General features: G+C 64.8%; 12 protein-coding genes. 3 read left to right on the plus strand and 9 right to left on the minus strand.

Going from position 1 to position 17,323, the window contains the following annotated elements:
• Positions 1-117: 117 nt before the first annotated feature.
• Positions 118-1,344, plus strand: coding sequence for an ROK family transcriptional regulator (locus tag AC6CIG_RS03230; protein WP_102761531.1), 1,227 nt, complete (start codon positions 118-120; stop codon positions 1,342-1,344).
• Positions 1,345-1,487: 143 nt separating this feature from the next.
• On the opposite strand, the gene AC6CIG_RS03235 is transcribed toward AC6CIG_RS03230, so the two are convergent.
• The 8 genes from AC6CIG_RS03235 to AC6CIG_RS03270 form a co-directional block, all read right to left on the minus strand.
• Entirely contained in the window at positions 1,488-2,732 is a 1,245-nt protein-coding gene (locus AC6CIG_RS03235; RefSeq protein WP_102761530.1) for a Gfo/Idh/MocA family protein, read from the minus strand.
• Positions 2,733-2,784: 52 nt separating this feature from the next.
• On the minus strand, positions 2,785-3,786 hold the full coding sequence (locus AC6CIG_RS03240; RefSeq protein ID WP_102761529.1) for a LacI family DNA-binding transcriptional regulator: 1,002 nt from the start codon (positions 3,784-3,786) through the stop codon (positions 2,785-2,787).
• Positions 3,783-4,739, minus strand: coding sequence for an ABC transporter permease (locus AC6CIG_RS03245; RefSeq protein ID WP_018096046.1), 957 nt, complete (start codon positions 4,737-4,739; stop codon positions 3,783-3,785). Before AC6CIG_RS03245 ends, AC6CIG_RS03240 begins: the two co-directional genes overlap by 4 nt.
• Positions 4,736-5,728, minus strand: coding sequence for an ABC transporter permease (locus AC6CIG_RS03250; protein WP_102761528.1), 993 nt, complete (start codon positions 5,726-5,728; stop codon positions 4,736-4,738). The genes AC6CIG_RS03245 and AC6CIG_RS03250 overlap by 4 nt, the downstream gene beginning before the upstream one ends.
• On the minus strand, positions 5,728-7,233 hold the full coding sequence (locus AC6CIG_RS03255) for a sugar ABC transporter ATP-binding protein (RefSeq protein ID WP_102761527.1): 1,506 nt from the start codon (positions 7,231-7,233) through the stop codon (positions 5,728-5,730). The genes AC6CIG_RS03250 and AC6CIG_RS03255 overlap by 1 nt, the downstream gene beginning before the upstream one ends.
• Positions 7,234-7,402: 169 nt before the next feature.
• Positions 7,403-8,425: an ABC transporter substrate-binding protein gene (locus AC6CIG_RS03260; protein WP_018096043.1), complete on the minus strand. Its 1,023-nt coding sequence runs from the start codon at positions 8,423-8,425 to the stop codon at positions 7,403-7,405.
• Between the two features lie 130 nt (positions 8,426-8,555).
• Positions 8,556-9,719 carry a dihydrolipoamide acetyltransferase family protein gene (locus tag AC6CIG_RS03265; protein ID WP_102761526.1) on the minus strand — a complete coding sequence of 388 codons (1,164 nt, stop codon included), beginning with the start codon at positions 9,717-9,719 and terminating at the stop codon, positions 8,556-8,558.
• A 2-nt stretch (positions 9,720-9,721) separates the two neighbouring features.
• The gene (locus tag AC6CIG_RS03270; protein ID WP_498322298.1) at positions 9,722-11,800 is read right to left on the minus strand and encodes a dehydrogenase E1 component subunit alpha/beta; all 2,079 of its coding nucleotides are present in this window, start codon (positions 11,798-11,800) and stop codon (positions 9,722-9,724) included.
• 116 nt (positions 11,801-11,916) lie between these two features.
• Between AC6CIG_RS03270 and AC6CIG_RS03275 the strand changes: the two genes are divergently transcribed.
• Positions 11,917-12,387 (plus strand): Lrp/AsnC family transcriptional regulator, encoded by a 471-nt coding sequence (locus AC6CIG_RS03275; RefSeq protein WP_102761524.1) that lies wholly within the window; start codon positions 11,917-11,919, stop codon positions 12,385-12,387.
• Between the two features lie 532 nt (positions 12,388-12,919).
• The gene (locus AC6CIG_RS03280; protein WP_102761523.1) at positions 12,920-13,486 is read left to right on the plus strand and encodes a dienelactone hydrolase family protein; all 567 of its coding nucleotides are present in this window, start codon (positions 12,920-12,922) and stop codon (positions 13,484-13,486) included.
• A gap of 138 nt (positions 13,487-13,624) precedes the next feature.
• On the opposite strand, the gene AC6CIG_RS03285 is transcribed toward AC6CIG_RS03280, so the two are convergent.
• Positions 13,625-17,242, minus strand: a complete 3,618-nt coding sequence (locus AC6CIG_RS03285; protein ID WP_102761522.1) for a hydantoinase B/oxoprolinase family protein — start codon at positions 17,240-17,242, stop codon at positions 13,625-13,627.
• Positions 17,243-17,323 lie beyond the last annotated feature (81 nt).

Raw genomic sequence — 17,323 nt, forward strand, 5'->3', positions numbered from 1 at the left:
CGGATAAACGCCAGGGAGGACTTATGTATCTTATTTCCCATAAGTTATGATCTCTGAGGTTCGGTGCTTTCTCGCGCGCCGCTTTGCCGCTAAACCGGGCCGAATACGGAGTTTTGCATGGCACGGCCGGTACAGGGGCCCGACAGACCCACTCTGGAAGGCGCCGGAGGTATCTTTTCCCTCATCGCGACCGGCAGCGCCGTCTCGCGCGCCGAACTGCTGGCCGCCTCCGGCTTGTCGCGGGCGACGGTGACGCAGCGGCTGAGCGCGCTCCTCGCCAGCGGGCTGGTACGCGAGACCGAGGAGACCCTGCCCAGCGGCGGACGGCCGACGCGTGTGCTCGCGATCAACGCCACGAGCGGCTTTCTGCTGGTCGCCAATGTCGGTGAGACGCACATCCATCTCGCCGCCATGGATCTGAAGCCGGCGATCATCTCCCAGACGACGCTGCCCTTTTGCGTGGCAAGCGGCCCCGAGGTGACGCTGGAGCAGATTGGCCAAGCCTTCGCCGCGCTGGCGGCAGGGGCCGAAAAGACGCATGGTTTCCTCCTCGGCATCGGGCTCAGCCTGCCGACGCCGGTGGATTTCAAGCGCGGCTGCGTGGTCGGCCCATCGGTGTTGCCCGGCTGGGACGAATTCGACATCATCGGCCGTCTCAACACCCGGTTTTCAGTGCCGGTCTATGTCGAGAACGACGTGAACCTGATGACGATCTGCGAGCACAAGCGTCGCTTGCCGACCGTTGAGGACATGCTCTTCGTGAAGGTCGGCACGGGCATCGGCAGCGGCCTGATCGCAGGCGGACGCCTTTTCCGCGGCGCCCAGGGCGCTGCCGGCGACATCGGCCACATCCAGTTCCTGTCGGATGACGCACCGCTCTGCCGTTGCGGCAAATTCGGCTGCGTGGAGGCGCGCGCCGCCGGCTGGGCGATCGCCCGCGACCTCTCCTCCCGCGGCTTTCGCGCCGAAACCGCCCGCGATGTGCTCGACCTCGTCGAACAGCGCAAGCCAGAGGCACTGATGCTGCTGCGCGCTGCCGGGCGAACGGTCGGCGAGGTCATTTCGGATGCGGTGAGCATCATCAATCCGAGCCTGATCGTCGTCGGCGGTACTCTGGCGCGCGGCGGCGATTTGCTGCTGTCGGGCATCCGCGAGCTCGTCTATCAGCGCTGCCTGCCGCTCGCCACCAGAAACCTCTCGATAGAGCTGTCCAGCATCCAAGACGACAGCGCTCTGTACGGCGCCGCCCACCTGCTGTTGGACGATATCTTCGCCCCGACGAAGACCGGTGAACTTCTCGCACGATACGCTGCGGCCGCCGCCCCGTCTACCAGAACGGGATGAGGAAACCTGTGCGGCTTTCCGCCTTCATCCAGCGTTTCAACTTATCGGAATCGCTCAGGTTCATGTTTTAGGTCGATCCAACCTACATCGTAATCCAGAGCCCTCGGAGGCGTGGCGTCGTCAGGCGGCGTCTCAACGGCCGTTCACGCCCCCACGCGCGCCACGACGGGAATATAGTTTTCGAGCTCCGGCGCCGGGAAATGCAGCGTCGCGCCGATCTCGGCGGAGCGGTAGAGGCCCATCAGGATTTCGACGACCGCCAGGCCGTCCTCGAAGGTTTCGAGCGGCTTTATCCCCTTGCGGAAGCATTCGACCATGTGGCGGTTTTCGTCCGTATAGCCGTAGACGCCGGCTTCGTCCTCCAGCACCGGCATCAGGCCCTGCTCGGCATTCTGCTTTTCGACGAGGTCCTCGCCCTCTGTGCCCTGCACGGCCCGCGACAGGAAGATCTTCAAGCCGGTGCCGAGCGAATTGTACTCCAGCGCATATTCGGGGCCGAGGAGCTCGAGCTGAATGCGCAGGCCGGCGCCGACATAGGCCCAGGAGGTCGTTGCCTCGATCATCAGTTCGTTGCCCTCCTCGTCCTCCAGCATCACGGTCGCCCGGGCGAAATCCTCCGAAGGGCGCCGACGGTAGTCGACATCCTCACCGAAGCGGCGGCGCAGCTCATCGGCATAGCCGGCCCGCGTCCATTTGAGGTTCGCGACCGTGCCGTTCACCGATTTGACCTTCAACGAATTTCGAGGTGCGCCGGGCGCCGTGAGCAGATGGCGCGCCACCTCGACGCTGTGGCACATCATATCGGAAAGCACCCCACCGCCCTGCTTGTCGCCCTGCCAGAACCAGGGCTCGTGCGGACCGGCATGTTCTTCCGCGGCGCGTGCGAGATAGGGCCGGCCGGTGGTCGAGGCGGCGCGCCGCCAAATGATCTCCTTGCCTCGCAGCACCGGCGTGCAGAAGACCTGGTTTTCGAGATAGCCATGGTTGAGACCCGCATCCTCGGCCAGGTGCAGCATCTCGCGTGCCTCCGCTACGGTGCGCGCAAGCGGCTTCTCGCAGGCGACGGCGAAGATCTTGCTGCGTCCCGCCTTGATCTCCCCGTGGAGCGTCCGCATGACGTCGAGCCGCGTGTAGTTCGGCGACAGAATCCAGACCGCGTCGACGTCGCCGGCGGACAGGAGCGATTCGAGACTTTCATGCGCACGGCACGCGCCGAGGTCGAGCGCCCCGACTTCGCTCACGAAGCGTGCGCGGTTTTCGGGATTGCGGCTGTAGACGCCGGTCACCTCGACATTGCGTACTCCGATGAGCGATTTCAGGTGGAAATGCGCGATAAAGCCGGTGCCGACGAAGCCCACTCGCAGGGTCTGTTTCGGTAATGTGGTCATTCTTTCCTCCCCGACGTCCAGCGGCGACGCTTCCAGCCGCCCGCATGTGCTTTCAGATAAGTGGCGGCGCCGTACTGCCCCGTACCTTCAGGACCGTGGGCAGCAGGATCGGTTCGGCTCCCTCCGAGCCGCCCGCCAGAATTCCAAGGAGCACCGCCATGGCGGTGCGGCCGATCTCGGAGCGAGGCTGGACGACCGTCGTCAGCGGCGGATAGAAGGCCTTGCTCAGATAGAGATCGTCGAAGCCGACGACCGAAACGTCGCCCGGCACGTCGCGTCCGATCCGTCTCAGCTCGTGGATGGCACCATAGGCCATTTCGTCATTGGCGACGAAGAGCGCGGTCGGCGGATCGGAAAGAGAGAAGAGCGAGCGGCAGCATTCCCCGCCGCTTTCGATCAGGAAGTCGCCCCGCACCTCGTAGCCGGCTGGAACCGTCAGCCCGGCAGCGCGCATCGCCAGGCGATACCCCTCCCGCCGATAGACGCTCATCGGCTCGGGCACCGGCCCGGATATATGAGCGATCCTCCGATGGCCGAGTGAAATCAGGTGCTCGACGGCACCGCGGGCCGCGGCGACATTGTCGACCTGCACATGCGGCAGGCCCGAGCCCTCGATCATTTCCAGCGCCACCACCACGGGCAGATGGTTCCAGCCGCCGTCAGGCGGCAACTTGCCGGTCATCAGGATCATGCCGTCGGCATGCCCGTCGCGCAGCATGTTGAAATATTCGGTCTCGCGGGCCGGGTCGTCCTCGGTATTGCCCATCAGCACGGCATAGCCGGCTTCGCGCGCCGTCGCTTCGACGCCCTTGAGGATGTCGAGGTAGAAGGGATTGCCGACGTCGCGTACGACCATCAGCACCGTCATGGACCTGCGGGTGCGCAGGTTCCGGGCGCTGACATTCGGCCGGTAGTCGAGCTCGCGCGCCAGGTCGAGCACGCGCTGGCGCGTCTCGGCGGTCACCAGCGTCGAAGCGGCCAGGGCGCGCGAGACGGTGGCCACCGACACGCCCGCCTTCTCGGCAATGTCCTTGATCTTCGGCCGGTTCCTCATGCGCGCATCGCCCGGCCGCGCCCATAGAACATCATGAGCAGGAGCAGCGTCGCGCCGAACACCATCTGGCGTCCGGACTCCTCGATGTTGATCGTCGTCAGGATGCTCTGCAGGATGACCAGCAGGACCGCGCCCGCCATGGTGCCGGTGTAGCCGCCCTTGCCCCCGGCAAGCGATGTGCCGCCGAAGACGACCGCGATGATCGAGGGGAGCATGTACTGCTCGCCGACATTGGCGAAAGACGTGCCGGAATAGCCGAGCAGGCAGAGGCCGGCGATCGCGGCGAACATGCCGGAGATCATGAAGAGCGCGATGCGGACCAGCTTGACCGGCACGCCGGCCATGTAGGCCGCGTGCTCGTTCGAGCCGATCGCATAGATGCGGTGGCCGAAGACGGTGCGGTTGAGCATGAGCGCCATCAGGATGCCGATCACGATCCAGAGCCAGATGATGCCGGGAATGCCATAGGCGAGCGGTTGCGTGACGAAGCGCGAGAGCGCGGGCGCGGCCTGGCCGGAGGGAATTCCCATCCGGATGACGACGAGAAGCCCCTGCAGCACGCCCAGCATTCCGAGCGTCATCACCAGCGGCGGGATTCTGAGAAGCGTGACGCCGAGCCCGTTCAGGAGGCCGAAGAAGGCGCCGGCCGCAAGACAGGCGGCGACGGCCGGCAAGATGCCGCCATCGGCGCCGTTCATGACGTTGCCCGCGAGGATGGCCGAGAGCGAGACGACGCCGCCGACCGAGAGATCGATTCCTTCGCGTCCGCCGAGGATGACGACGTTCTGACCGGCCGCGACGATGCCGAGCAGCGAGGCGACGATCAGGAGCCTCAGGATCTGGCCGCCGGTCGCAAAGCCCGGCGACAGCGCCTCGCCGAGATAGAGGAGCAGCACGATGAGCACGAGCGCGACGACGATCGGCTGTCGGACGAAGGACACCACTCGGCTCATGAGCGCGCCCTCCTGCCGGCAAGCACGCCCGCCATCAGCACGAGGAGGATCGCGAGGCCCTGCACGAAGTTCTGCCACTCGGACGGCGTGCCCATGAAAAAGACGACCGAGTTGATGAGCCCTATCGTCAGCGCCCCGAGCAGCGAGCCGACGACGGTGCCCCAGCCGCCGGAGAGCGCGCTGCCCCCGAGCACGACCGCCGCGACGCTGTAGAGCGTCATCTTGCCGCCGACCAGCGGATCGCCGCTTGCAGTATCGCCTGTGATGCAGAAGGCGGCGAGCGCGGAGAAGAGGCCGCAGAGCACATAGCCCTTGATCCGGGTCGCTATGACAGGCAGCCCGGTCTGGTAGGCCGACTGCTGGTCGTCGCCGACGGCAAGCAGTTGCGTGACCAGCCTGGTGCGGCTCATCACAGCGAGGAGGATGACGAGGGCCGCCAGGATGTAGAAGACGAAGGGAACCCCGAAAAGCCGGCCGCCATAGGTGCGCCAGAAGAGCGCCGGCGCCGGGGTGCCGGCAACGGGCAGGATGTAAAGCGCAAGGCCCGTGAAGAAGATGCTGGTCGCGAAGGTCGCGACGATCGCCTGCAGCCGCAAAGCCGCGACGACGAGGCCGTTCACGAGCCCGCAGGCCAGCCCGAGCAGGAGACCTATGGCCAGCGCCAGGAACACCGCGCCGGCCCCCCCTCCCCAGCGTTCCATCAGAACCACGATCGCGACATTGACCAGCGAGAGGATCGCGCCGGCAGAGAGGTCGATATCGCCGGCATAGACGACGTAGGTCTGTGCGATCGCGAGCAGGATCAGCGCCATATAGGTGCTGAGCAGCCCGGTCAGAGCCCGAAATGTCAGGCTGTTCGGCGAAAAGAAGCCGTTGAGGAGAAGGAGTACGGCGACGATCACGAGCGCGGGTAGGAAAGGATAGCGCTCCAGCAGCCTGCCGATGCCGCCGGCGCGCCGGTATGTCGGGACGGTTGCGGTCTCTGCCATCACGCGGCCTCGTAAGCGGCTTGATATAGATTGTAGCGGGTGCGGTCCGCCCCCGTGAGCTCCCGGCTGACCGATCCGCCGTTGAAGACGAGAATGCGGTTGGCGTTGCCGAGCAGTTCGGCATCCTCGGAAGAATAGAGGACAATGCCGAGCCCCTCCGCCGCCAGTTGCCGGATCAGCGCGAAGAGGTCCGCCTTGGCGGACAGGTCGATGCCCTTGGTCGGGTCGTCGAGCAGCAGCACGTCGGGGCGGTCGATCAGCCAGCGGGCGATGATCACCTTCTGTTGATTGCCGCCCGAAAGCGAACCGATCGGGTGGAAGAGGCTCGCGAATTTGGTGTGCATGCTTTCCAGCGCCGGCGCCACCCTGTCGCGCAGCTTGCCCGGCCGAGCGATCATCAGCCGGTCGCGCAGATAGTGGATCGGCGTGACGTTCTCGATGATCGGTCTTCCGCTGATGACGCCGTCGCGGCTGCGGTCGCCGGAGACATAGGCGCAGCCGCGCCGGATCGCGTCACGCGGGTTCGAAGCGTCGAAGCGGCTGTCGCCGATGAGGATTTCGCCCGACGCGATCGAGCCGGCGCCGAAGATCGCTCTGAGCACCGCCGATTGGCCCTGGCCGTGCAGCCCGCCGAAGCCGAGAATCTCGCCGCGGCCAACCTCGAAACTCACATTGCGGAAACCGCGGCCGGAAAGATCGCGCACCGTCAGCGCGGCGCCTCCTTCACCCTCCACCACCGCCGGCACTGACGATTGCGTCGCCGGCATGTCGCCGGCACCGCCGACCATCAGCCGGATCACGGTTGCCGGATCCGTGTCGCCCAGGTTGAGCGTGGTGATGGTCTCGCCGTCGCGAATGATGGTGACGCGATCGCCGATCGCCTTGATCTCGTCCATGCGGTGCGAAATGAAGATGATGCCGCGCCCGCGACGTTTGAGATCGCGCAGGATTTCGAAGAAGCGTTCCACCTGGGCTCGGTCGAGCGCCGAGGTCGGCTCGTCGAAGATGAGGAGCGGCGCCTCGCTGGCGAGCGCCTTCATGATCTCGACGAGCTGACGCTGGTCGGGGCGCAGGTTGCCGACGAGTGTGTCGGCGGAAAACCCTTCGCCGCAGACGCCGTCGAAAAGGCCGATATAGCGCGCCGCGCGCTGCCGGAGTTCCCAGCGGTCGATGAAGACCCGCGATTTGACCGGCAGCTTGCCGAGCGAGATGTTTTCCTCGACCGAGCGGTGCGCGGCGAGGCTGAGTTCCTGATAGAAGATGCCGATGCCGTGGGCTCGCGCCGAGCGCGGTCCGCTGATCGTCACCGGCTGGTCGTCGACCAGGATCCTGCCGCCATCGGGCCGCACGCTGCCCGCAATGATCTTGCAGAGGGTGCTTTTTCCCGAGCCGTTGGAACCCATCAGGACATGGACCTCGCCGGCCATGAGCTCAAGATCGCCACGGCGGACCGCCAGGGTCGCGCCGTAAGCCTTGCTCACGCCGCTCAGTTTCAATTTCGACATGGAAACTCGTCCGTTCGCTTCGGTTTGGCGGGCGCTGGCCGGGATCGGCTACTTTATGTTTCCTCAAATCCTGGCGGATTTAGGGATAGAAACATGCAGCAAGACAAAGTGTTACCGGGAGCATGCGCGCCCAACGGGACGCGCAATGCCTCAGCGCCCTGCCGAAGGCTCACTTGAACAGCGCTTCCGCCTCCTCGATCGAAAGCGAGCTCGTATAGGAATAATAGCCGGGCTTGCCCTCGAGCTGCTTTGCGGCCTCCGCCACGTTCTTCGAGTCGATGAAGGGAATCGGCAGGTAAAGCGCGTTGCCGTATTGTCCGGCCTTTGCCGGCTCCTTCAGTTCCTTGCCCTGCAGCATCAGCACGGCGACGTTGAGGGCACTCGCCATGACGCCGGGCGGATTCACGGTCGCTCCCGAGTTCAGCTTTTCCTTGATCCAGAGGTCGATGAAGTCCTTGCGGATTTCGCCCGTCGCCGCGATTTCGCCGGCCTTGCCGGCGTCCATGATCGATTTCCAGGCGCCGGCCGCCATGCCGTCCTGCACCAGCACGCCGTTGATGTCCGGATAGGTGGCAAGAATGTTCTGCATCGCCTGCTGGCCCTGCGCCTGGTCCCAGTTGGCATTGACCTCGTTGACGACCTGGATATCCGGATAATCCTTGAAGACGCTCTTGTAGCCGGCGACGCGCATCTCGTTCGCCGGATGGCCGGCGACGCCGTTGATCGCAACCACCTTGCCCTTGCCGCCGAGCGTTTCGGCGAGCCACTTGGCGCCCGCGGCACCCCAGGCGGTCTGGTCGATGCCGACATAGATGGCATCGGGCGAAGAGACTTCCGCGTCGGTGGCGATCACCAGGATGCCGGCTTCCTTCGCCTGGGCGAAGATCGGATCGAAGGCGGTCGGGCTGTTGGGGTTGACGATGATGGCGTTCACCCCTTCCGCGATGAAGTTGCGGATATGCGCGATCTGCCCGGGTACGTCGACATTGGCGCTCTGGACGGAGACCTCGACGTCGACGCCTTTTTCCTTCCATTCCGCAGCGGCGGCCTTCGCCTCGTCGATCATCTGGGTGCGCCACTCGCTGCCGACCCAGCCGTTGGAGAGACCTATTTTAAAGGTCTCGGCGTGAGCGGATGCCGACAGGACGATGGACGCGACGGTGCCCAGCGCAAATGCGATAAGTTTCTTCATAAGATCCTCCCAAATCTTGCCGGCACATGAAGCCAGAAAATGTAATCGATTTCAATCGCCGTTTTGGGCGACTATCAGGGGCCGGGAGGGTCATTTACAGCCGCGCGTCTTATCAGACGCGCAAAGTTCTTTAATCTGTGGCCTGTAATCGGCCCCGATCAGTCGGCCAGGTCTCGATCACGCGGACGAAATGCGTCAGCCACGCATTGGTCTGGTGGCCGTCCAGCGCACGATGGTCGATCGTCAGCGACACATAGGCCATCGGGCGTATCTGGATCGTGTCGGCGCCGTCCACCTCGCGCACGACCACCCGCTTGTCGAGCTTGCCCACGCCCAGGATCGCCGATTGCGGCTGGTTGATAATGATCGGCGCCGCGAGCAGCGATCCGGAGACGCCATGATTGGAAATGGTGAAGGTGCCGCCCGTCACGTCCGCGCGGGAGAGCGCGTTCGAACGCGCGCGTGTCGTCAGGTCCCGCAGCCGGGCCGCAATCTCGGCAAGCGACAGGTCCTGCGCCCGATGGAGGACCGGCACGACCAGGCCCTTGTCCCCGAGGGAAATACCCACGCCGATATTAATGTCGTCGAATGTTTCGAGCGCATCCTCGTGCCAGCGGCTGTTGACCTCGGGGACCGCGCGCATCGCCGCCACGCAGGCCGAAACCACATAAGCCGTATAGGAGAGCTGGGCGCCGTCAGCCGCAAGCCTCTTCCCATGTTCGTCCCGATGGCGCATCACCGCCGAGAAATCGGCCTCGAACACCGCCGTCACATGCGGCGCCGTCGTGACGGAGGTGAGCATATGTTCGGCGATCGCGGCACGCATGGCGCTATGGGGTATCCTGCGCGACTTCGGTGCCGCTCCCCTGTCGCCAACCTCAGCCGCGACCGAAGCAGTGCCTTCCTGCCGGGCCGTAAACGCCCTGTCCATGTCGGCGCGCGTGACGCGACCACCCCTGCCGGTGCCGGTGACGGTGGCCGGATCCAGGCCATATTCTTCCGCTGCATGCCGCACGGCCGGCGAGTAATGCGGCGCGTGTCCCGCCCCGGCAGCCTCGCTGCCGATCCGGCCGAGAACGGCGCCGGGCGGGGCATCGTCGCCATTTCGCATCAGGATTTCCGCGAGCACCCCGTCGGCGGGCGCCGACACCTCCTGGGTCACCTTGTCGGTCTCGAGCTCGACCAGCGGATCGCCCGATTTGACCGTCTCGCCGATCTTCCTTAGCCAATTGCGGACGACCGCTTTGGTCCCCTCCTGCTCCAGCGGAGCCTGAATGTCGATGAGATCGCCCATGCTCAGAACTCCAGAAGGTCGGTGATCTTCTGGCGTATGCGTTCCGTCGATGGAACCGCCCAGTCGAGCAGGACGGGATTATGAGGGCTGGGAATATCCGGCATGGTGAGACGCGAGATCGGCGCGTCGAGATCGATGAAGGCTTCGTCGGCGACCGCTGCGGCAATCTCCGCGCCGAAACCCGCCGTTGCGAGGTCCTCGTGGACGATGAGGCACCGGCGGGTGCGGCGCACGGAAGCGATGACCGCTTTCCTGTCCCAGGGCATCAGGGTTCTCAGATCGATCACATCGGCGGAGATCCCCTCGGCCGCCTCTTCGCAACGCGGCACCATGGCCCCCCAGGTGACGATGGTGATGTCGCGTCCTTCACGCGTGAACTTCGCCTTGCCGAAAGGCAGGGCGAAGGCATCGCCGGGATAGGGCCGCCGCGCCCAGGGATGGTCGAGCATGGCCCGGTGCTCGAAGAAAATCACCGGGTCGTTGCCGCGCAAGGCGGTGCGCAGGAGCCCGACGGCGTCCTCGGCATTGGAGGGAACGGCGATCTTCCAGCCGGGCTGGTGGACGAAGGCGACCTCGTTCGTCTGGCTGTGCCACGGATCGCCGCATTTGAAGAATCCCCCCGCCATCCGCACGACGATCGGGGCGGCGAAGCGGTTGCTGGTCCGCCAGCGGATCGTGCCGCAATCGTTGAGCTGCTCGATCGCGGGCTCGGCATATTTGCGGAACTGGATTTCCGGCACCGGCACGAGCCCCGCGAGCGCCATGCCCACCGCCCGGCCGATGATGCCCTCCTCCGAGAGCGACGTGTCGAAGACGCGGGCGGTACCGTATTTCTCCTGCAGCCCGAGGGTCACGGCATGGACGCCGCCCTTCGGGCCGATATCCTCGCCGAAGAGGACGACCCGCTCGTTCACCGACATCTCGTGATCAAGCGTGCGGCGGATCGCCGTCACCATGTTGATCCTCTGGCCGTCGCCCGTCGCGGTTTCCGTCGTTTCCGGCGGACGGTAGCCGGCAGAGTGCTGTCCGCCCATGACCTGCATCTGGCCTTCGAAGAAGACATTGCTGGTGACGGTTTCGGGGTCGGCGACCGGCCGGGATTCGGCCTCCATGCGCGCCCGTTCGGCGGCAGCCTTCGCATCTCTCGCAGCTTCGTTCCATTCCTCTGAACTCAACAGGGCGGGGACGAGATAGTCCCTCAACCGCGGCAGAGGATCGTGTGCCCATTCGCTCCTGACGAGCTCCTCGCTCTTGTAGGTCTGGGTATCCTGGAAGCTGTGCCCTTCGAGGCGCGGCACCTCGAGCCTGAGCAGCACCGGCATCCGCCCTTCGCGCACCAGTTCCACGGCGCCCTTCGTCAGCCGGGCGGCCTCTTCGGGATCCGAGCCGTCGCCGTCGAGAACGGTCAAGTTTTTCCAGCCGGCGAGATTGCCGGCAATATTGCCTTCGGGTGTCTGGAAGCTCGAGGGAACGGAGATGCCGAAGCCGTTGTCTTCGATATAGAAGAGCAGCGGCAGGCCCTGCGTCGTCGCGATCGTCAGAGCGGACCAGAAGCCGTTGGAGGCAACGGAACCGTCACCGCCCAGCACGACGGCAACATCCTTCCGATATTCCTCTTTTCCGAGAACTTCGCTGAAATAGGTGATCGCCTGCGCCCAGCCGGCCGTCGGCGTGTACTGGGTGCCCACGCCGCCGCACATCGGCAGGGCGGAGGCGCCGTGCGGGTTGGGATAGTTGAAAACGACACCGATATCCCGGCCGTCGGAATATCCGCCCGCGCGCCCCATCGCCGAGCCGAGCGCGTCCGCCGGATCGACGCCGAGCGCGAGCAGCAGCGGGCGCGAGCGATAATAGCCGCATGCCGCATCATGCCTGCCCGTGAGGTGAAGCCCCAGGAGAATCTGGGCCATGTCATGCCCGCGGGCCGAAAATTGGTAGAGGACCTTCTTCTCCGGGACCAGGCGCTGCTCTTCCATCTCGTCGAGGGCGCGCGACAGAAGCAGAAGTTGCACGACCTTCTTCCATTCGATGCTCTCGTCCGGTGCGTTGCGCCGGTCTTTTTTGAGTGCGGCCTGGGCCATCAGGGTCTCCTCCAGTCCTCCGAGATCAAGACTACGCCGCTCGAAGCGCAAAACGGTTTCAATCTGGTCGTTTTTTGGCTAGGCTTTGATGAAGCTGTTTCGGATTCGAGGGATTCATGATGAATTCATTCAATCTCGACGCGATCGACCGAAAGATTCTGGGGATCCTCCAGGACCGGGGCGACATCAGCCATGCAGCCTTGGCGGAGGCGGTCGGTGCCTCGCCGGCCTCCTGCTGGCGGCGCATCAAGGCGCTCGAGACGGCGGGGGTGCTGGTCAAGACCGTGAGCCTCGTCAATCCCGACATGGTCGGACGCGGATTGAACGTCTTCTGCCAGGTGCGCATGAAGTCCCATGATCCGGTTGCGCGCCGAAATTTCGAACGCTTCGTGGAAAGCCACGAGGAAGTTCTCGAATGCTATTCCATGTCGGGCGACTGGGATTACCTGCTACGGGTCCTCGTTGCTGATGTCGCCGACTACGAGCGCCTGCTGATGCGCGGCATCCTCACCCACGAGGCAGTGGCGAACTCGTCGTCTCACTTCGCGTTGAAGAGCGTCAAATACTCCACTGCCGTTCCCGTCTAGATCATTGAAGCTGCGCCCTTTTCCTGGAAATGCTCTAAGACCTTAGTCCGACGCTTCCGGCCATAGGTCCTAGGACCGTTGCGTGCCGAGTTCCCATAACCTATGCCGGTGGTTGCGCGTTCTCGGGATAACGGAAAGCCCCAACTGCCGCCCGGGCGCGCGAGGGTCGCAGAGCGAAGACGCCCCAGCCCCAACTGTATCGCTCTGCGACCCTCGCTTCGAGCATTCCCGCTCTTCTTCCGTCTACGGCGCCGAACGTCCCGTCACATGTCACGATTTCTCGGAACCATCCGCCGGGCGAGACGTTAGACGCGGTCGCTTTTGCCCGAAGCGACTGGAAGCGTAAGAGGGTCGGCTCGTCATTCCCTCCCCCCTCCCCGAAGAGTCGACCGACAGGCGGCGCCCTTTCTCCTCCCTCGGGGGCGCCGCCATCGCTTCTTCGAAACGGACTGCAGGTCATGGATGCACCGTTGCCGTCGCTGGCTCCGCGTGATCAAGTGCATCCTGCGCCAACAGCCCAGGGAACCGTGCCGTGACGACAGTGATCCTTTTCCATTCCGTCTATGGCCTGCGCCCGTTCGAGAGGGGCGTCGCCGAGCGCCTCACTGTCGCAGGCCACGAGGTGTTCACGCCCGACCTCTACGAAGGCCGGGTTGCTTCCTCGATGGAGGAGGGCTTTGCCCTGAAGGAAGAGATCGGCTGGAGCACCCTTTGCGAGCGCGCCGAGCGGGCGGTCGCGGATCTGGCTGCCGATGCCGTTCTCGGCGGTTTTTCCATGGGCGCTGCTGTCGCCGCCAGCCTGTGGCCGAAGCGGCCCGAAGCGGCCGGAATTCTCTTTCTGCACAGCATCGCCGAAATTCCGGCAAATGCACGTCGCGGGCTGCCGGTGCAGGTCCATCTCGCCGACCCGGATACCTTCGAGCCTGCAGACGAGGTCGCCGCCTGGCGTGCTGATGCCGAGCGGACGCCGGTGGCACTGGAAGTCTTCATATATCCCGGTGCCGGGCATCTTTATACCGACGCCACGCTTGCCGATTACGACTCCGAGGCGGCCCGGCTCACCTGGAGCCGCATCGAACGTTGCCTTGCAGCACTTTGAGCGGACACTCGAAGTCTGCCCCTCATCCGGCTACCGCCACTTTCTCCCCGCAGGCGGGGAGTAAGGAGCAAGCCGCACGTTCTTGGATCCCCTTTCCGTCATAACCGGGAGAGAGGGGCGATCCGTGAGGCTTTGACGTTACGAAGCCTTCCCATAACCTCCGCCCGTCGGCGTCACGACGGTGAAAGTCTCGCCCGCCTCGAGCACCGTATGAGCCGAGCCCGGCAGCTCTTCGATGCGGCCGTCATTGCGGCGGACAAAGTTGCGGCCGGTTTCCCCCGCCTCGCCGCCCTTCAGGCCGAAGGGCCGGATGCGGCGGTGGCCGGAAAGGATCGCGAAATCCAGCCGCTCGCGCGCGCGGATCGTCCTCTGTGTACCGTCGCCCGCCGACCACTTGCCGCGCCCGCCCGAGCCCTTGCGGATGTGGAAGTCTTCGAGCACGACCGGGAAGCGCGTCTCCAGGATTTCCGGGTCGGTGAGGCGCGAATTGGTCATGTGCGTGTGAACCGCATCGGCGCCGTCATAGCCGGGGCCGGCCGGCGCGCCGGAGCAGATCGTCTCGTAATACTGGTAGTCGGCGTTTCCGAAAGTCAGGTTGTTCATTGTTCCCTGCGCGGCGGCCTGCGCCTCGACCGCGCCGAAGAGGCAATTGGTGACCGCCTGACTGACCTCTACATTGCCGGCGACGACCGCCGCTGGGTAGCGCGGCGAAAGCATGGTGCCTTGCGGAATGACGATGCGGATAGGCCTCAGGCAGCCGGCATTCATCGGGATGTCGGCCTCGACCAGCACCCGGAAGACATAGAGCACGGCGGCACGCGTCACCGGCTCCGGCGCGTTGAAATTATCCGAGCGCTGTTGCGACGTTCCGGTGAAGTCGACCGTTGCTTCCCGGCTCTCGCGGTCGATGGAGATCTTCACGACGATCCGGCAGCCCTGGTCCATCTCGTAGGAGAATTCGCCGTCCGGCAATCGGTCGAGCACGCGGCGCACGCTTTCGGCCGCATTGTCCTGGACGTGACCCATATAGGCCTCGACCACATCCTCTCCGAATTGCGCGATCATCTTCGTGAGTTCCGCCACGCCCTTCTCGTTGGCCGCGACCTGTGCCTTGAGATCGTTGACGTTCTGGAGGATGTTGCGCACCGGATAGCGCGCTCCGTTCAAGAGGCTCTCCAGTTCGTTCTCGCAGAAGCGGCCGCGGTCGATGAGCTTGAAGTTGTCGATATAGACGCCTTCCTCTTCGATATTGGTGGCCAGCGGCGACATCGAGCCCGGCGAGATACCGCCGATATCCGCATGGTGACCGCGGCTTGCGACCCAGAAGCGGATTTCGTGGCCCTCCTCGTCGAAGACCGGCGTGCATACTGTCAGGTCCGGCAGATGCGTGCCGCCGTTGTAGGGCGCATTGATCAGGAACACATCGCCGGGATGGATGACCGGGTTCTCACGGATCGCGGTCGCGACCGAAGCGTCCATGGAGCCCAGATGCACCGGCATGTGCGGCGCATTGGCGACCAGATTTCCCCTGTTGTCGAAGACCGCGCAGGAGAAATCGAGCCGCTCCTTGATGTTGACCGAATAGGCCGTGTTCTGCAGCGTCACCCCCATCTGCTCGGCAATCGACATGAAGAGATTGTTGAAGATCTCCAGCATGACCGGATCGGCCTTCGTGCCGATCGCGGTGCGCTCGGGCAGCGCCTTGATCCGCCTAAGGACGATATGGTCTTTCGCCGTCAGTTCCGCCTGCCAGCCGTCCTCGACGACGATCGTCTGGTTGGCTTCGATGATGATCGCGGGCCCGGTGAGCTTCTGGCCGGGCCTGATTTGCGAACGCAGCGCCACCGGAGCGTCGTGAAACGCACCCTGCGAATAGAAGCGGGTCCGCCGGTTCGGGGCGACATCTCCGGCCGTCACGGCAAGACCTTCCGCTTCCATTTCCGCAGCCCCGCCGCCGACCGTTTCGACCTCGACCGCATCGATCACCAGAGCCTTGTTTTCGGCGACGAATCCGAAGCGGCGCCTGTGCAGACGCTCGAATTCACCGCGGAGCCGCGCCTGGTCGTCCTCATCCGGGAAGGTCGCTTCCACCGGCAGGACCGTGTCGGTTCCGGCATAGCGGATATGCGCGCGCAGATGTGTGCGTATCCGCTCACGGGAAATCCCCTGCGCCTCGAGTTCCGTCAGGCATTCCGATTGCAGTGTTCGGGCAAGTGCGGCAAGCGCCCTCGGTGCGGCCTCGTCGAGACCGGCCCCGAGCGCCTTCTGCCGCGTTGCGCGAATATCGGCAAGGCCCATTCCATAGGCTGAGAGCAGCCCGGACATCGGGTGCAGGAGAATACTCTTCATGCCGAGCGCGTCGGCGACCAGGCAGGCGTGTTGCCCGCCGGCGCCGCCGAAGCAGTTGAGCGCATAGCGCGTCACGTCATAGCCGCGGCTTACGGAAATCTTCTTGATCGCCTCGACCATGTTGGCGACCGCGATGCGGATGAAGCCGTCGGCGACGTCCTCGGGGCTCCGCCCGTCGCCGATCTCGGCCGCTAGCGCGACGAAACGCTCGCGCACGGTCTCCACGTCGAGCGGCAGATTCTGTTCCGGTCCGAAGATCGCCGGAAAGTGTTCCGGCAATAGCTTGCCGAGCATGACATTCGCATCGGTGACGGCGAGCGGTCCGCCGTTGCGGTAACAGGCCGGACCTGGATTGGCGCCGGCCGAATCCGGACCGACACGGAAGCGCTCGCCGTCGAAATGGAGGACCGAGCCGCCGCCGGCGGCAACCGTGTGGATCAGCATCATCGGCGCCCGCACCCGCACGCCGGCAACCTCGGTCTCGAAGGCGCGCTCGTACTCGCCGTCGAAATGGGCGACATCGGTCGAGGTTCCGCCCATGTCGAAGCCGATCACGCGGCCGAATCCGGCCGCCTCGCCCGTCCGCGCCAGACCGACGACACCGCCCGCAGGTCCCGAGAGGATCGCATCCTTGCCCTGGAACATCTCTGCCGCCGTAAGCCCGCCGGACGACATCATGAACATGAGCCGGGCGCCGGACCGGGCGACGTCCAGCTCTTCCGAAACCTGCGCCACATAGCGCCCGAGCACGGGCGAGAGATAGGCGTCGATCACGGTCGTATCGCCACGGCCGACATATTTGACGAGCGGCGAGACCTCGTGGCTGACGGATACCTGCTCGAATCCCATCGATCGTGCGATGCGGGCGACGATCGCCTCGTGGGCGGGATATCTGTAGGCGTGCATCAGGACGATAGCGACCGCCCCGTAGCCATTGGCTTTCAAGCCTTCGAGCGCCCGGCGCGCTGCCGCCTCGTCGAGCGGCCGCTCGATCGTGCCGTCGGCGAGCACCCGCTCGTCGAGCTCGACGATCTCCGAATAGAGCGCCTCGGGCTTGATGATTTCGGTGGCGAAGATCTTCTTGCGTTCCTGATACCCGATCCTGAGCGCATCGCGGAAGCCGCGCGTCGTGACGAGCGCCAGCCGCTCGCCCTTGCGCTCCAGCAAAGCATTGGTGGCAACCGTGGTGCCCATCCTGACCTCGCCGACCACGCCCGCCGGAACCGGATCGCGGGGGCCGAGGCCGAGATGCTGCCGGATGCCGTGGACCGCCGCATCGCGATAGGCGCCGGGATTTTCCGAAAGGACCTTCAGCGCGTGCAAGGCGCCCGCCGGATCGCGGCCGACCACGTCGGTGAAGGTACCGCCGCGATCCACCCAGAAATCCCAAGCTCCCGTCACGCTCATCTCCAGTTCCTCCACAAATCTGCCCGCCGCTTCCATGGGCGCTTTTTATGAGCCGGCCACGATCGGCAGGCAAGGGAAGAA

Source organism: Sinorhizobium sp. GQ132 (assembly GCF_059758575.1).